Source organism: Polaromonas sp. SP1 (assembly GCF_003711205.1).
Taxonomy (GTDB): Bacteria; Pseudomonadota; Gammaproteobacteria; order Burkholderiales; family Burkholderiaceae_C; genus Polaromonas.
This window is the reverse complement of sequence record NZ_CP031013.1, coordinates 3,942,388-3,958,890: the sequence shown is the minus strand read 5'-3', so window position 1 is coordinate 3,958,890 and position 16,503 is coordinate 3,942,388. Positions and strand designations below refer to the sequence as shown.

General features: G+C 64.9%; 12 protein-coding genes. 7 read left to right on the top strand and 5 right to left on the bottom strand.

The features are described 5' to 3' along the window. The 4 genes from DT070_RS18740 (at position 1) to DT070_RS18725 (ending at position 5,109) form a co-directional block, all read left to right on the top strand. Complete coding sequence (locus tag DT070_RS18740) at positions 1–288, top strand: HNH endonuclease (protein WP_122956765.1); 288 nt, start codon at positions 1–3, stop codon at positions 286–288. Continuing rightward, a complete protein-coding gene (locus tag DT070_RS18735; protein WP_122956764.1) occupies positions 285–3,083 on the top strand; it encodes a 7TM diverse intracellular signaling domain-containing protein in 2,799 nt (932 codons plus the stop codon). The genes DT070_RS18740 and DT070_RS18735 overlap by 4 nt, the downstream gene beginning before the upstream one ends. 11 nt (positions 3,084–3,094) lie before the next feature. Further along, a complete protein-coding gene (locus DT070_RS18730) occupies positions 3,095–4,687 on the top strand; it encodes an alkaline phosphatase (RefSeq protein ID WP_122956763.1) in 1,593 nt (530 codons plus the stop codon). Between the two features lie 95 nt (positions 4,688–4,782). Further along, a complete protein-coding gene (locus DT070_RS18725; protein ID WP_122956762.1) occupies positions 4,783–5,109 on the top strand; it encodes a hypothetical protein in 327 nt (108 codons plus the stop codon). A 115-nt stretch (positions 5,110–5,224) separates the two neighbouring features. Here the strand turns inward: DT070_RS18725 and DT070_RS18720 are convergent, their stop codons facing one another. The 3 genes from DT070_RS18720 to mfd form a co-directional block, all read right to left on the bottom strand. After that, positions 5,225–7,078 (bottom strand): ABC transporter ATP-binding protein, encoded by a 1,854-nt coding sequence (locus DT070_RS18720; RefSeq protein WP_122956761.1) that lies wholly within the window; start codon positions 7,076–7,078, stop codon positions 5,225–5,227. A gap of 84 nt (positions 7,079–7,162) precedes the next feature. After that, positions 7,163–7,873, bottom strand: a complete 711-nt coding sequence (gene serB / locus DT070_RS18715; RefSeq protein ID WP_122956760.1) for a phosphoserine phosphatase SerB — start codon at positions 7,871–7,873, stop codon at positions 7,163–7,165. Then, entirely contained in the window at positions 7,870–11,370 is a 3,501-nt protein-coding gene (gene mfd / locus DT070_RS18710) for a transcription-repair coupling factor (RefSeq protein ID WP_122956759.1), read from the bottom strand. The genes serB and mfd overlap by 4 nt, the downstream gene beginning before the upstream one ends. A gap of 129 nt (positions 11,371–11,499) precedes the next feature. On the opposite strand from mfd, the gene ispD reads away from it, so the two are divergent. Continuing rightward, a complete protein-coding gene (gene ispD / locus DT070_RS18705; protein ID WP_122956758.1) occupies positions 11,500–12,231 on the top strand; it encodes a 2-C-methyl-D-erythritol 4-phosphate cytidylyltransferase in 732 nt (243 codons plus the stop codon). Between the two features lie 59 nt (positions 12,232–12,290). Beyond that, positions 12,291–12,776, top strand: a complete 486-nt coding sequence (gene ispF, locus DT070_RS18700; RefSeq protein ID WP_194965898.1) for a 2-C-methyl-D-erythritol 2,4-cyclodiphosphate synthase — start codon at positions 12,291–12,293, stop codon at positions 12,774–12,776. A 119-nt stretch (positions 12,777–12,895) separates the two neighbouring features. Here the strand turns inward: ispF and DT070_RS18695 are convergent, their stop codons facing one another. Together DT070_RS18695 and ompR are read right to left on the bottom strand one after the other, a co-directional pair. Then, complete coding sequence (locus DT070_RS18695) at positions 12,896–14,272, bottom strand: sensor histidine kinase (protein ID WP_122956757.1); 1,377 nt, start codon at positions 14,270–14,272, stop codon at positions 12,896–12,898. A 363-nt stretch (positions 14,273–14,635) separates the two neighbouring features. Beyond that, positions 14,636–15,373, bottom strand: coding sequence for a two-component system response regulator OmpR (gene ompR, locus DT070_RS18690; protein ID WP_007866319.1), 738 nt, complete (start codon positions 15,371–15,373; stop codon positions 14,636–14,638). A gap of 397 nt (positions 15,374–15,770) precedes the next feature. Here ompR and DT070_RS18685 point away from each other — a divergent pair, with 397 nt between their 5' ends. Further along, positions 15,771–16,487, top strand: coding sequence for an SIMPL domain-containing protein (locus tag DT070_RS18685; RefSeq protein ID WP_122956756.1), 717 nt, complete (start codon positions 15,771–15,773; stop codon positions 16,485–16,487). Positions 16,488–16,503 lie beyond the last annotated feature (16 nt).

Genomic DNA, 16,503 nt, shown 5'->3' with positions numbered 1-16,503 from the left:
GTGAGCCGGCTGGGGCATACCCGGGACAAGATCTACAAAACCGTGGCGCGGCAGCTCCATGGGGTGGTGCCGTGCTGGGTTTGCGGTGAGCACGTCACGCAGGAGGCCGCCACGCTGGAGCACATCCGGCCCCTGAGCGAAGGCGGCAACAGCCACGCGGAAAACCTTGCCATCAGCCACGAAGTCTGCAACGGCCAGCGGCATGCCGCCGGCACGGTGCCGGCATCGGCCGCCGCACCCGGGCGGGTGCAGCGGCGTGCGGCGGCCAACTCCGGCGCCGCCGCATGAAGATGGGCCGGTGGTATGGCGCGTGGACGGCGGTATTGCTGGCAAGCCTGGCTTGCCTGGCTTTGCCGGCCGCCGCACAAAAGCCGCCGCCAGCCAGGGCGCAAGCAGCAGCTCCCACGCCAGGCGCCAACACCGGCAGCGAGACCGCCATCGGCAACGAAGGCAGCTACGCCCTGTCGCGCGCTTTCACTTACCTTGAAGACCCCGGTGGCGAGCTGGCACTGGCCGACCTGTTGAAGCCCGATGCCCAGGCGCGCTTCCAGCCGGTGGCGCAAAGCGGCTCGGCCACCAACTTCGGCCTGACCAGCGCGGCCATCTGGCTGCGTGTGACGCTGCGCACCGCGCCGGGCGCCCCCGCCGACTGGATGCTGGAGCTGGCCTACCCGCCACTGGACCGGCTGGAGCTCTACACACCCGACGGCAAGGGCGGCTTCAGCCGCCAGGTGGGCGGTGACCTGTCGCCTTTTGCCGACCGGGCCGTGGTGCACCGCAACCACGTCATGCCGGTGCGCCTCAAGCCCGGCGCCGCCAGCACGCTCTACCTGCGGGTGACGTCGGGCGGCACGGTGTCGGCGCCGGTGAAGCTGTGGCAGCCTGCGGCCTTGTGGCGGCACGACCAGGCCGAGTACGCCACGATCAGCCTCTACTTCGGCCTGCTGATAGGCCTGCTGCTGTACAACCTGCTGCTGTTTTTCTCGGTGCGCGACCGGGCCTACCTGATTTATGTCGCCTTCGTCGCCTGCATGGCGATGGCGCAAGCGGCCCTGACGGGTTTCGGCGCGCAATTCCTCTGGCCGGGGCAGCTCTGGTGGAACAGCGTCTCGCCGCCCACGGGCATGGCCGCCACGGCGGTGTTCGGCCTGCTGTTTGCACGCAGCTTTTTGTCCAGCGCGCTCAAAATGCCGCGCCTCGACCGCCTCATCCAAGTGCTGGTGGCCGGCTGGCTGCTGACGCTGCTGGCGGCGCTCACCATGCCTTATGTGGTGTCGTCCCTGATGGTGACGGTGCTGGCCGTCTTCAGTGTGATCACGCTGGTGGTTGTGGGTGTGCTGAGCCTGCGCTCGGGCCATCCGGGCGCGAAATATTTTTTGGCCGCCTGGGCCTTGCTGCTGGTGGGGGTGGTCACGCTGGCCCTGCACAACACCGGCCTGCTGCCGTCCAACTCGCTGACGGCCAATTCGTTGCTGATCGGCTCCGCGCTCGAAATGGTGGTGCTGTCGTTTGCGCTGGCCGACCGCATCAACGTCACCCGGCGTGAAAAGGAGCAGGCCCAGGCGCGCACCCTGGCCGAGCACGCCATGGTGGAGGCCCTCAGCGTCTCGCAGGAAAACTTCCGCACACAGCTCAAAGAGCGCGAGATGATCCTCGAGAACTCCATCGTGGGCATCGCCTTCCTCACGCCTGACGGGCGCTTTCGCTGGGCCAACCAGGCCATGCTCAAAGTCTTCGGCGCCGGCAGCAACGAGCTCACCTCGATGGAGCCGTTTTACCTCTCGCGCGAGGAATACATCCGCGTCGGCGGCGAGGTGGCCGCCTGTGTGGCCCGGGGCGAAAACTATGAAGCCGAAATCCAGGTGCAGCAGTTCGACGGCACGCGGATCTGGGTGTCGCTGTCGGGCAAGTCCGTCAGCGAGCGCGACCTCAGCCAGGGCACGGTCTGGGTGATCATCAACATCACCCGGCGCAAGGAGCTGGAGGCGCAACTGGTGCGTACGTCGTCCGAGCGAGAAGCCATCCTGAACAGTGCGCTGGTGGGCATCGTGCTGTCGGTCAACCGGCGCCACGAATGGGTGAACGAGAAGTTCGCCCAGATGATGGGCTGCCCGCGCGAGCAACTGATCGGCCAGCCCTCCAGTTATATCCATCCTGACCTCGCCACCTGGGAGCAATTCGGCAGGGAAGCACGCCAGACGCTGATCGACACCGGCAGCTACATCGCCGAACGCCAGCTCCGGCGCCGCGACGGAACACTGTTCTGGGCCGAAATGGCCGGAAGCTGCATCCAGCCCAAAGACCCCGACTCCGGCGTGATCTGGGCCTTCCTCGACATCACCGAGCGCAAAAAATCCGAAGCAGACACGCAGGAGGCGCTGGAGCAGCAAAAAGCGCTCAACGAGCTGCGCACCCGCTTTGTGGCCATGACCAGCCACGAGTTCCGCACGCCGCTGTCGGGCATTTTGTCGGCCGAAGAGCTGCTCAGGCACTATGGCAGCCGGCTGCCCGAGCAAGAAAAGCTGGAGATCCTCGACAGCATTGCCGCCGGCGTCAAACGCATGACCGGCATGCTGGACCGCGTGCTGCTGCTGGGCAAGGCCGATGCGCAGATGCTGGAGTTCGAGCCGCATCTGCTGGACCTGCAAAAGCTGTGCGAGCAGTTGCTCGAAGAAGCGCGCATGCAGCAGCCCGACAGCCTGTGCGAGCTGCGCCTGGAGTACTCCGCCGCGCCCGGCCTGGGCCTGTACGACGAAAAGCTCCTGCGGCACATCTTCGGCAACCTGCTGTCCAACGCCGTCAAGTATTCGCCGCTGGGCGGCCTGGTGCTCTTCAAGGTGCGCGAGGACGAAGGCATGACAGTCATGGAAGTCGCCGATGAGGGCATCGGCATCCCCGAAGAAGAATTGCCGCACCTGTTCGAGTCCTTCCACCGCGCCAGCAATGTCGGCACCATCCAGGGCACCGGGCTCGGTCTGGCGATTGTGCGCAATGCGGTGGACATCCACGGCGGCACCATCGCCGTCCAAAGTGGCGCCGGCGCCGGCACCTGCTTTACGGTGCGCCTGCCTGCGCGGCGCTAGAAGGCCTTGCCATGAGCACGCCCGCCTTGATTCAGCGACGCCGGCTGCTGCAATCACTGGCGGCGGCGGGGGCAGGCCTGTATTTGCCGCGCAGCGCATGGTCCCAGGCGCGCATCGGCGGCAACCCTTTCACACTCGGTGTGGCCAGCGGTTCGCCCACGCATGACTCGGTCGTGCTCTGGACGCGACTGGCCCTGCCAAACGGCGATGCCCTGCGCCTGCAGCAAGGCCCCGTCGCCGTGCGATGGGAGCTTGCGCATGACGACAGGTTCTCGCGCATGGTGCAAACAGGGCAGGCCCAGGCCGTGCCCGGCCTGGCCCATTCGGTGCACGTGGAAGTGCAGGGCCTTGAGCCCGACCGCTGGTACTTCTACCGCTTTGTGGCGGGTGACGCGGTGAGCGCGACAGGCCGCACCCGCACCTTTCCGGCGCCCGATGCCGTTGTGGCGCGGCTTCGCCTGGCCTATGCCTCCTGCCAGCGCTGGGAGCACGGTTACTACAGCGCCTTGCGCCACATGCGTGAGGAGAACCTGGACCTCGTGCTCTTCCTGGGCGACTACATCTACGAATACCCCCACGCCGGCCAGGCCGTGCGCGTGCCCACAGGCGGCTGGGTGCTCACGCTCGACGACTACCGCCAGCGCTATGCCCTGCACAAAAGCGACGCCGACTTGCAGGCCATGCACGCCGCCTGCCCGTGGATGGTCACCTGGGACGACCACGAGGTGCAAAACGACTATGCGGGCGCTGCACCCGGCAACAGCGGGCCGCCGGTGCCTGACTTTGCCGCCCGCCGCGCCGCCGCCTACCAGGCCTTTTATGAGCACATGCCGGTGCGCGCATCAGTACTCACCCAGGCCTTGGCAGGCTTGGCGAGCGGCGCCGAGATGCGCATCTACCAGCGCGTGCCTTATGGCCGCCTGGCCTCGCTCTACATGCTCGACGCGCGGCAATACAAGGATGCGCAGGTCTGCTCACGGGACGGCAAAGCCGGCTCCAGCACGCTGAACCCGGTGCATTGCGCAGCCTGGAACGACCCGGCCCGCAGCATGCTGGGCCGGCAACAGGAAAGCTGGCTGGACGCCGAATGGGGCAAAGCCGCCAGCAGGGAAAGCGCATGGAACGTGGTGGGCCAGCAGTCGCTGCTGGGCCAGCGTGACTTTCACCGCGGCCCCGGCCAGACCTTGTGGAACGACGGTTGGGACGGTTATGCGGCAGCGCGTACCCGCTTCACCAACGCCCTGCAAAAGCACGCCGTCGCCAACCCGGTCATCCTGGGCGGGGACGTGCATGAGAACTGGGTCGGCCATGTCAAAGCCGACTACGCCGATGCGGCCAGCGCGGCGATAGGCGCCGAGTTTTGCGGCACCAGCATCACGTCCCGCTCGGCCGGCAACGCAAAAATCCCGGACCACCTGGCCGAGAACCCGCACTTCATCTTTGCGGATTCAGAGCGCCGGGGCTACGGCGTGGTGGAGCTGACGCCGCGCAAGCTGACCACCACCTTGCGTGTGGTGGACGACGTGACGCGTGCGGACAGCGGGGTGCAAACGCTGGCGCAGTTTGCGGTACAGGCGGGGCGGCCGGTGGTTGAGAAGATCTAGATGTTCGTTGAAGCACAACACAACTGGCAAGATGCACTAACCGCGCACTATAAAAAAGAGAGGCCCAGTTGTTAATTCAAAACAAGAAATTTGTCATGTTCAGGATTTTTGCGCTCGGCGTGATGGTTGCCTCGGCGCTGTTTTTTTTGTTCGCTCTGGAACGGTTCTTCGCTGCAGTTGCCAACCTGTACAAGTTCCACTTCGCCTGGCCAGCGCCGATCTACTTGATCCCATCAACATTCACCCTGTTCTGTGGGGCGCTTTTAGGCTTGATCACCGTCACCTTTTGGCTAAAGAAGTTGATGTTCAAAGAGGCGTATCGCAGCACGCGAATGCTCTCGGCATCCATGTGGGTCAACGTGGTCACTGTTGGACTTCTTGTGCTCATGGTGGGAGCAAGATTGGTCATATTCAGCGATTGAATATGCGAACGAGTGCGTCCTTGTTTGAAAGAAGAATCGCGCCTTAGCCCAATGGCAGCATGGGCGGGTAGCTATTAAAACAATAGCAAACGAGCACCCGCCCCAGCCGGCTAGCTCAAACCGCCAGCGCGTCCTCTTCCAGGTTGTCGCTCAAAAAGCCGCCGCTCTGGTGCGCCCACAGGCGCGCATACAAGCCGCCGTTGGCCAGCAGGCTGCGGTGGTCGCCTTCTTCGACGATGCGGCCCTGGTCCAGCACGATCAGCCTGTCCATCGCGGCGATGGTCGAGAGGCGGTGGGCAATCGCAATCACCGTCTTGCCCTGCATCAGCGTGTTCAGGCTGCCCTGGATGGCGACCTCGACTTCGGAGTCGAGTGCGCTGGTGGCTTCATCCAGCAGCAGGATGGGCGCGTCCTTGAGCATCACGCGCGCAATCGCGATGCGCTGGCGCTGCCCGCCCGAGAGCTTCACGCCGCGCTCGCCCACATGGGCGTCGTAGCCCTTGCGGCCGGCCGGGTCGCTCAGGTATTCGACAAAACCGTCGGCCTCGGCGCGGCGGGCGGCCGTGCGCATCTGCTCCTCCGTCGCGGTGGGGCGGCTGTAGGTGATGTTGTCGCGCACCGAACGGTGCAGCAGCGAGGTGTCTTGCGTCACCATGCCGATGTGGCTGCGCAGGCTGTCCTGCGTGACCGTTGAAATGTCCTGGCCGTCGATCAGGATGCGGCCGGCGTCCAGGTCGTGAAAGCGCAGCAGCAGGTTGACCAGCGTGGACTTGCCCGCACCCGAGCGGCCGATGAGGCCGATCTTCTCGCCCGGCTTCACCGTTAGCGTCAGGCCGTCAATCACGCGCGGGGCCTTGCCGTAGCTGAAGCCGATGTTTTCAAAGCGCACTTCGCCCTGCGGCACGCTGAGCGTGGCCGCATCGGGTTTGTCTTCAATCACGCGCGGGCGCGACAGGGTGTTGATGCCGTCCTGCACGGTGCCCACGCTTTCAAAGAGGCTGGTCATCTCCCACATGATCCAGTGCGACATGCCCTGCAGCCGCAGCGCCATCGCGGTGGCGGCGGCCACGGCGCCGGCGCCGACCTGGCCCAGGCTCCACAGCCACAGCGAGGTGCCCGCCATGCCCAGGATCAGGCCCATGCTCAGCGCATGGTTGACGATCTCAAAGCTGCTCACCAGCCGCATCTGGCTGTAGCCCGTCTTCATGAACTCCTGCATGGCCGAGCGGGCAAAGGCCGCTTCGCGCTGCGTGTGCGAGAACAGCTTGACGGTGGTGATGTTGGTGTACGCGTCGGTGATGCGGCCCGTCATCAGCGAGCGTGCGTCGGCCTGCTGCTTGCCGATGCGGCCCAGCTTGGGCACAAAGAAAAACAGCGCGGCGATGTACAGCACCAGCCAGATCAAAAAGGGCGCGATCAGCTTCATGTCGAAGGCGGCCGCCAGCACCGTCATGGTCGCCACATACACCGCCATGGCCACCAGCACGTCGGCCAGCACAAACAGCGTGTCGCGCACGGCCAGCGCCGTCTGCATGACCTTGGTGGTCAGCCGCCCGGCAAATTCGTCCTGGTAGAAGGCCATGCTCTGGCCCAGCATCAGGCGGTGAAAGTTCCAGCGCAGGCGCATCGGGAAGTTGATGGCGATCGTCTGGTGCTTGACGATGGTCTGCAGCGCCACCACCAGGATGCTGGCCACGACGATCCAGGCCAGCACCGTCAGCGTGCTGCCGTGGTCGATCCACAGGCGCGCGGGCTCGGCCTTGCCCAGCCAGTCGATCACGCGGCCCAGCATGGCGAAGAGCAGGGCCTCAAAGGCCGACATGGCCGCCGACAGCAGCGCCAGCATCAGGATGTAGCCGCGCGCGCCGCGGCTGCAGGCCCAGATAAAGGCCATGAAGCCCTTGGGCGGCAGCGTGGGCTCGCCCTCAGGGTAGGCGTGAAGGAGGTTCTCGAATTTCTTGAACAGCATGGGTACGGGATGTTCTTTCTTCCGGGGTGCGCCTTGTGGGTTCGTCCGGAGATTTTTTGTGACCTTTTTGGTCTTGTGATCTGTTTACTTCACCAGCTCCAGCAGGCGGTCCAGTCCGCCTTCGTTGATGGCGACCATGGCCTGCTCGCGCACGCGCGGCTTGGCGTGGTAGGCCACCGAGAGGCCGGCCACGCCCATCATCGGCAGGTCGTTGGCGCCGTCGCCCATGGCAATCGCCTGCAGCGGGTTGATGCCCAGCTTGCCGCAGGTCTCCAGCAGCATCTTGCGTTTTTCCTCACCGTCACAGATGTCGCCCCAAGGCTGGTCGACCATCTTGCCGGTGAGGTAGCCGTCTTTCACCTCCAGCACATTGGAGCGCGTGTAGTCGATGCCCAGCTCGTCGCGCACACGGTCGGTGAAGAAGGTGAAACCGCCGCTGACCAGCAGCACCTTCATGCCGGCCTCCTTGCAGGCGTGCACCAGCTCGGCGGCGCCGGGGTTGAGTTGGAGGCGCTGGTGGTAGACCTCGTCCATGCTGGCCACACTCACACCCTTGAGCAGCGTCACGCGCTGGCGCAGACTGTCCTTGTAGTCGGTGATCTCGCCGCGCATGGCGGCTTCGGTGATGGCGGCCACCTCGGCCTTGCGGCCGGCGGCGTCTGCGATTTCGTCCACACACTCGATGTTGATGAGCGTGGAGTCCATGTCAAAGGCGATCAGCTTGAAGTCGCTGAGCTTGAGGTCGGGCGTAGAGACGTTGACGACGAGGCCGGGGGAGATTTCCGTGGGGGTCATGCGGGTGTTGCTTCTGGGGTGGAGGGGGTTTTGGGTTGTCCGAGCGAGCGCAGGATGTCGCGCACCATTTGCGCGCGGTCTTTGGGCTCCGGCAGCTCGCGCTCGATACGCAGCTTGTCGTTGCCGGCCAGGCGGATGTGCCGGTTCTTCTGGATGAGGTGCATGATGGCCATCGAATCGATGGGCGGGTCTTTCTTGAAGGTGATGTTGATGCCGCTGGGCGCGGCATCGACCTTGACCACGCCGTAGGGTCGGGCGATCACGCGCAGGCGGTGCACGTCGATCAGTGTCTGCGCCTGCGCCGGCAGCTTGCCGAAGCGGTCGACGATTTCTTCGAGCAGCGCGTCGATCTGGTCGGTGTTTTTGGCAGTGGCCAGCTTTTTGTAGAAGGACAGGCGCAGGTGCACGTCGCCGCAGTAGTCGTTGGGCAGCAGGGCGGGGGCGTGCAGGTTGATTTCGGTCGTCACGCTGAGCGGCGACAGCAGGTCGGGTTCGCGCCCGGCTTTGAGCGAGGCCACGGCTTCGCTGAGCATCTCGTTGTAGAGCTGAAAGCCGACTTCGAGCATGTTGCCGCTCTGGTTCTCGCCCAGTACCTCGCCGGTGCCGCGGATTTCCAGGTCGTGCATGGCCAGGTAAAAGCCCGAGCCGAGTTCCTCCATCTGCTGGATGGCTTCGAGCCGCTGGCTGGCCTGCTTGGTCAGGCCTTCGATGTCGGGCACCATCAAATAGGCATAGGCCTGGTGGTGGCTGCGGCCCACGCGGCCGCGCAGCTGGTGCAGCTGCGCCAGGCCGAACTTGTCGGCGCGGCTCATCACGATGGTGTTGGCGGTCGGCACGTCGATGCCGGTCTCGATGATGGTCGAGCACAGCAGCAGGTTGTAGCGCTGGGCGATGAAGTCCTTCATCACGCGCTCCAGCTCGCGCTCGGGCATCTGGCCGTGGGCTACGGCGATGCGGGCTTCGGGCAATATTTCTTCGAGTTTTTCGCGCCGGTTCTGGATGGTCTCGACTTCGTTGTGCAGGAAGTAGACCTGGCCGCCGCGCTTCAATTCGCGCAGCACGGCTTCGCGGATCACGCCGTTGTTTTCGCTGCGCACAAAGGTCTTGATGGCCAGGCGGCGCTGCGGCGCGGTGGCGATCACGCTCAGGTCGCGCAGGCCTTCGAGCGCCATGCCCAGCGTACGCGGGATCGGCGTGGCGGTGAGCGTCAGCACATCGACTTCGGCGCGCATCGCCTTCATCGCCTCTTTGTGGCGCACGCCGAAGCGGTGCTCTTCATCGATGATGAGCAGGCCCAGGCGTTCGAACTTCACGTCCTGGCTCAGCAGCTTGTGCGTGCCGACCACGATGTCGACGGTGCCGTCGGCCAGGCCCTTGATGGCTGCGGTGATCTCCTTGCCCGAGCGGAAGCGGCTCATCTCGGCGATTTTGACCGGCCATTTGGCGAAGCGGTCCACCAGCGTCTGGTAGTGCTGCTCGGCCAGCAACGTGGTCGGCGCCAGCAGGGCCACTTGCTTGCCGCCGGTCACGGCGATAAAGGCTGCGCGCAGGGCGACTTCCGTCTTGCCGAAGCCCACGTCGCCGCAAACCAGCCTGTCCATGGGGCGCGGGCTGATCATGTCCTGGATCACCGCATGGATGGCGGCGCGCTGGTCGGCGGTTTCGTCAAAGCCGAAGTCGTTGGCAAAGGTTTCGTAGTCGCCGGGCGAGTAGCGGAAGGCATGGCCTTCGCGCGCGGCGCGGCGGGCGTAGATGTTGAGCAGCTCGGCGGCCGAATCGCGAATCTGCTCGGCGGCCTTGCGCTTGGCCTTTTCCCACTGGCCGCTGCCCAGGCGGTGCAATGGGGCTTCTTCGGCGCTGACGCCGGTGTAGCGGCTGATCAGGTGCAGCTGGCTGACGGGCACATACAGCGTGGCGCCGTCGGCATACTCAAGGTGCAAAAACTCCTGCAGCAGTGGCGTGCCGTCGGCATTCGTGCCCTGGCCCAGGTCCATGTTGATCAGGCCGCGGTAGCGGCCTATGCCGTGGGCGCTGTGCACCACCGGGTCGCCGACGTTGAGCTCGGAAAGATCCTTGATCAGCGCTTCAACGTCGCTGACCTGTTCCTGCTTTTTGTTGCGGCGGCGCACGGTGGCGCCGGCGGCAAACAGCTCGGTCTCGGTGATGAAGTCGATGCCTTCTTCCAGCCAGCTGAAACCGGTGTTCAGCGCCGCGGTGGCGATGCCGAGCTTTTCGTCGCTGACCTGGAAGTCTTCGAGCGAGTCAAAGGCTGGCGGGCTGACGCTGCTGGCGCGCAGGAAGTCGAGCAGGCTTTCGCGCCGGCCGTCGCTTTCAGCCAGCACCAGCACGCGGTGGGCGGTGTTGCGCACATGGCCCTTGAATTTGGCCAGCGGGTCTTCAGCGCCGCGCACCACGGCCATTTCGCCCAGCTTTTGAAACTGCGCGTTGTCGGCGACGTCTTCGACCGCGGCGCGTATGGCCAGCTGCGCGTAGTCGTTGGCGCGCGCATAAAACTGCTCGGCGCCCAGAAAGAGCGACTCGGGCGGCAGCGCCGGGCGGTCCGGCGCATCGCGCACCAGGCGGTAGCGGTCTTTGGTGTCTTGCCAGAAGCGCTGGAAGGCCGGCTCCAGGTCGCCGTGCAGCACCACGGTGGCATCGCTGCCCAGGTAGTCGAACACCGTGGCGGTTTCTTCAAAGAAGAGCGGCAGGTAGTACTCGATGCCGGCGGTAGCCACGCCGTTGCCCATGTCCTTGTAGATGCGGCTCTTGGTCGGGTCGCCGTCGAGCAACTCACGCCAGCGGCTGCGAAAGCGCGCGCGCGCTTCGTCGTCCATCGGGAATTCACGCCCCGGCAAAAGGCGCACTTCCGGCACGGGGTAGAGGCTGCGCTGGCTGTCCGGGTCAAACGTGCGGATGCTGTCGATCTCGTCGTCAAACAGGTCGACGCGGTAGGGCACGAGGCTGCCCATGGGGAACAGGTCGATCAGGCCGCCGCGCACCGCGTATTCGCCGGGGCTGACCACCTGCGTGACGTGGCTGTAGCCGGCCAGCGTGAGCTGGGCCTTGAGCCGCGTTTCATCGAGCTTTTGCTTGACCTTGAACTGGAAGGTGTAGCCCGCCAGGAAACTGGGCGGCGCCAGGCGGTACAGCGCGGTGGTGGCCGGCACGATGACGACGTCGGCGCCGGTGTCCTTGTCGCGCTGCTGGATGCGCCACAGCGTGGCCAGGCGCTCGCTGATCAGGTCCTGGTGCGGCGAAAAGGTGTCGTAGGGCAGGGTTTCCCAGTCGGGGAAGAGCGCGCAGCGCAAGTCAGGCGCAAAAAAAGCGATCTCGTCCATCAGGCGCTGGGCCGTGGTGGCGTCCGACGTGATGATGGCGGTGAGCTTGCCGGCGGCTTTTTCACGCGTGCCCAGGCGGGCCAGCAGCAAGGCATCGGCCGAACCGGCGGGCTGGGGCAGGGTGTAGCGTTTGCCGGTGGCGAGTGGGGGTAGCTGCATGGATCGAGGCGCTGTGGAGGTCTGGCTGGGCGTATTCAAAAATGAAGCGACAAAAGCCAGGCACCCCAAACCATCTGGAGTGGGGTGCCTGCGTGTTCAATCCCCGATTTTAGAATCTATGATGAAGTTATGACGACAAGCCCTGCCAATACCCGTTCCGGAGCCCGTTTTTTTGTGCTGATCCCCTGCGCCGGGCAGGGAAGCCGGGCCGGCACCGCCAGGGCCAAGCAATACCACCTGATTGACGGCCGGCCCATGGTGCGGCACACGGTCGAAGCCTTCAGGGCGCTGGCAGGCAGCTTTGCGGCGGTCTGGGTGGTGATTTCCCCGTCTGACGAGGATTTTCTGGATGTGTTCCCTGATTTCAACCAGCGCAATGAAGTCCTGCTGGTGGGCGGCGGCGCCACGCGTGCGGCCACGGTGCTCAACGGCCTCAAAGCCATGCTGGAGCAGCAGCCCGGCGCTGACCTGGACGATTGGGTGCTGGTGCACGATGCCGCGCGCTGCCTGGTCACGCCCGAGCAGATCAAGGCCCTGATCAACGAGTGCCGCAACGACGCCGTGGGCGGCTTGCTGGCGCAAAAGCTGCCCGACACGCTCAAAACCGAACGCGACGGCCGCGTGGCCTCTACGGTGGACCGCAGTGACAAATGGCTGGCGCAGACGCCGCAGATGTTTCGCATCGGTCCGCTGATTGATGCGCTCCAGCTTGCGGGCGATGCGGTGACGGACGAATCCAGCGCGATGGAGGCGGCAGGCCTGTCGCCCCGGCTGGTGAACGGCAGCGCGCAGAACTTCAAGGTGACCTACCCGGAAGACTTTGCCTTGGCTGAAGCCATCTTTGAGCGGCGCAGAAAATAAGCCATGCGAGCCCACCCACATCACCCACGTCACCCACGTCACTCCAACAAGGCCCCACGATGACCGCCATGAACTTTCGAATCGGTGAAGGCTGGGACACGCATGCGCTGGTGCCCGGGCGCAAGCTCATCATCGGCGGCGTCGACATTCCCCACACCGTGGGCCTGCTCGGCCACTCGGATGCCGATGTGCTGCTGCACGCGATCACCGACGCGCTGCTGGGCGCGGCGGCGCTGGGCGACATCGGCTCGCACTTTCCGGACACCGACGCGCGCTTCAAGGGCGCGGACTCTTCGGTGTTGCTCAAGGAAGCGGGGCGAAAGCTGGCCGAACTCGGCTGGAAGATCGGCAACATCGACAGCACCGTGATCGCGCAGGCGCCCCGGCTTGCGCCGCACATCGCCGGCATGCGCGCCAATATCGCCGCGGCCTTGGGGCTGGACGCCAGCCAGGTGAACGTAAAGGCCAAGACGGCGGAAAAACTGGGCCCGGTCGGGCAGGGCCTGGGCATGGAAGCCCGCGCCGTGGTCCTGCTGCACCGTTAAGCCGCCGCCGGGTATTAAAGGCTGGGTGCTATGGTTTTAATAGCGAAAGGCCTAGGCGGTGTCTGGGCTGGAGGCATATTTGGCTTATAAAACCTGCGCCGCCCCAAACCCTTTCAACCTCAGTTCCTGCGCAGCTTGATGTGCGCCGCCAGGCCGCCCGAGCCGGTGTTGGCCAGGCCGAACACGCCGCCCATGCGGTGAATGGTTTTCTCGACAATCGCCAGGCCCAGGCCTGCACCGGTGGCCGCCGTGCGCGCCGCATCGCCGCGGAAAAACGGCCGCGTGAGTTTGGAGAGCGTCTCGGGCGCCACGCCCATGCCGTGGTCGCGCACCTTGATCAGCACCCACTGGTCGCGCGCCTTGGCGGCGATGTCGACCAGGGCGATGCCGGTTTCGGGCGTCTTGCCGTAGCGCCTGGCGTTTTCCAGCAAGTTGGCGATGACGCGGGACAACTCCACTTCGTCGGCCAGTACTGCCATGTCGTCGGGGATGGTGACGGTCACGCGCATGTCTTCGTAGTCGGCCACGGCGTACACCGCCGCATCGACTACGGCATTGAGCGACACCCGCTCCAGCCGCGGTGGCTCGGGCCGGGCGTAGTCGAGGAACTTGTCGATGATCGCGTCCAGCTGGGTGATGTCGGCGGCCATGTGCTCGCGCGCGTCGGCGTCGGAGACGCTCATCTCGGTTTCCAGGCGCAGGCGCGCCAGCGGCGTGCGCAAGTCGTGCGAGATGCCGGCCAGCATGATGACCCGGTCCTGCTCGATCTTGGAGAGCTGCTCGGCCATGCGGTTAAAGCCGATGTTGACCTCGCGGATTTCGCTGGTGGCGACTTTTTCGTCCAGCAGGCTGGCGTCAAAGTCGCCATCGCGCATGCGGCTGGCCGCAAACGACAGCTGCTTGAGCGGCCGGTTGATCAGCCGCGCGATAAAAGCCGCTCCCGCCAGCGAGAGGATCGCCGCCGTGATCAACCAGATGATCCAGGTGCTGTTGCGCGACGGCCCGATCTTGGACGGGTCGGTCAGCAGCCAGTAGGAGTCCCCGTCGATGGCAAAACCCACCCACAGGCCCTTCTGGCCGTTGACACTGCTCGCCACCACGGTGCCGCCGCCCAGCCGCGCCCTGAGTTCTTCGGCCGTGCGCTCGCCCAACTCGTCGCTTTCGAACAATTCGTATTTGTCTTTGGGCTCACGCGGCGTGATGCGCACACGCTCCTCGTCGGCCAGGGTCTTGATCAGCGAGACGCGGGCAATGGAGTCCGAATAGCGCAGCGCAGCCCGGCTCAGGTTGACCAGCGAGGCCAGCTGCTGCGCGCTCTGGATGGCGCGCGGCTCGGACTCGAGCGCACGAAAGGTCTGCAGCCAGGCCACGATGGAGCCGAACAACAGCAGGGACAGGAAAAAGAAAGTCCGCCAGAACAGGCTGAAGCCACGCCGCGGGCGCATTTCCAGCGGTGCCGGGGCGGTTTCAAGGGGGGCGGGGTTGGTAGCGTCCATGGAAAGTCAGTTGCGTGCGGTAAGCGCGGGTGATTATGGACGTTAGCACGATACGCCTGCGCGACGGCGGGCAAGCTGTTGCCGCCTGTTGCAGACGCACGTCAGGTGGCATGAAGCCGCGGTAAAAACAAGCGCTTCCGCTGGTCGCGCCCAAAGAATTCTTAAACCCAGCATGAGCCGCGGAACCGGCTTTGCCGGGCCGCAGGGCGGGCGGCCCCCTCGGGGGGCAGGGAGCTACACGAAGTGAGCGACCGTGGGGGCTAGTTCCGCCGCGGAACCGGCTTTGCCGGGCCGCAGGGCGGGCGGCCCCCTCGGGGGGCAGCGCATTACACGAAGCCGAAGGCGAAGTGAAAAGCGTGGGGGTCAGTTAGTGCCATCCGGCACAAACACGTAGCCAATGCCCCAGACGGTCTGGATGTAGCGGGGCACAGCCGCGTCGACCTCGATCAGCTTGCGCAGGCGCGAGACCTGTACGTCCAGGCTGCGGTCAAAGGGCTCGAACTCGCGTCCGCGTGCCAGCTGGGCCAGCTTTTCGCGCGACAGCGGCTGGCGCGGGTGGCGCACGAGGGTTTTCAGCATGGCGAATTCGCCGGTGGTCAGCGGCAGTTCTTCGCCGTTCTTGTGCAGGGTGCGCAGGCCCATGTCGAACGAGAAGGGGCCGAAGGTGATGACTTCCTGGTCGCTGGACGGCGCGCCGGGCACTTCGGCGGTCGGGCGGCGGCGCAGCACGGCATGGATGCGGGCCAGCAACTCGCGCGGGTTGAAGGGTTTGGCCAGGTAATCGTCGGCGCCGACTTCCAGGCCGACGATGCGGTCCACGTCCTCGCCTTTGGCGGTGAGCATGATGATGGGCGTGCGGTCGTTGGCGGCGCGCAACCGGCGGCAGATGGACAGGCCGTCTTCGCCGGGCATCATCAGATCCAGCACGATCAGGTCGACGGCGTCGCGCAGCATGATGCGGTTCAGTGCCTTGCTGTCTTCGGCGAGGATGACTTCAAAACCCTCCTGGGCGAGGTAGCGGCGCAGCAGGTCACGGATGCGGGCATCGTCGTCAAGGATCAGGATTTTGTCGGCGCGGGCGTTAGGTTGAGCTTGAGTCATAGTCGTCTGGTAATTTGTAACAGAGCCATTTTGAAGGCTGAAAACACGAGATGTCTCATTTTTCAGTCACTTTGACACACTGTTACATAAGTTGCGGCAGCGTGCATACGCAGGATTTGATTGTGGAAATCCTCCTACACCCATCCGAAAAAGGCCGTGTGAAAATTGCTGCCCCGTGCTGCATAAGCACCAGCGGCCGCTCATTCGGCCGCTGGTCCATGACGGCGAGACTCGGCGGCTTGTGCGGGCTGCCGGCACACCGGGAGCGGCGACACCCTTGCAAAGGGCAAAATTTTTTGCCCTGTTTTAACCCCTTTTTGCGCGCTCCTTCGTTTCATTCCTTTCCCGGCCGCCACCATGGCCAAGACAAGATCAACCACCCGAAAGGTAAATCCCAATGCGAACTTCCAAATCGATAGCTGCCTGTGTCCTGCTGGCGGGCGCCGCCATGGCCTCCGGCGTGATGGCCCAGACCATGCACCATGAGCCCCTGCAAAACGTGGCCCAGATCTCGACCACCGGCTCCGTAGAAGTACAGCAGGACCTGCTGTCGATCTCGCTGAACACCACGCGTGACGGCACCGACGCGGGCGTCGTGCAAACCCAGCTCAAACAGGCGCTTGATACTGCGCTGGCCCTGGCCAAGCAGGCGGCCGTTCCCGGCCAGATGGATGTGCGCACCGGCAACTTCAGCCTGTACCCGCGCTACGGCAAGGACGGCAAGATCAACGGCTGGCAGGGCTCGACCGAACTGGTGCTGGAAGGCAAGGACTTCCCGCGCATCACCAGCACGGCCGGCAAGATCCAGACGCTGACCATGGGCAATGTGAGTTTTGCCCTGAGCCGCGAGCAGCGCGCCAAAGTCGAGGGCGAAGCCCAGGCCCAGGCGATCGAGCGTTTCAAGGCCAAAGCCGCTGAGGTGGCCCGCAGCTTTGGTTTTGCCAACTACTCGCTGCGCGAAGTCTCCATCAATGCCAACGACCAGAGCTTTCCGCCGCGCCCCCGCATGATGGCGATGGCGGCCAAGTCCGAAATGGCCGACTCCTCGGTGCCGGTGGAAGCCGGCAAGAGCACCGTCCAGGTCAGCGTGTCGGGCTCCGTGCAGATGAAGTGATGAAGCGGGGCGCGTG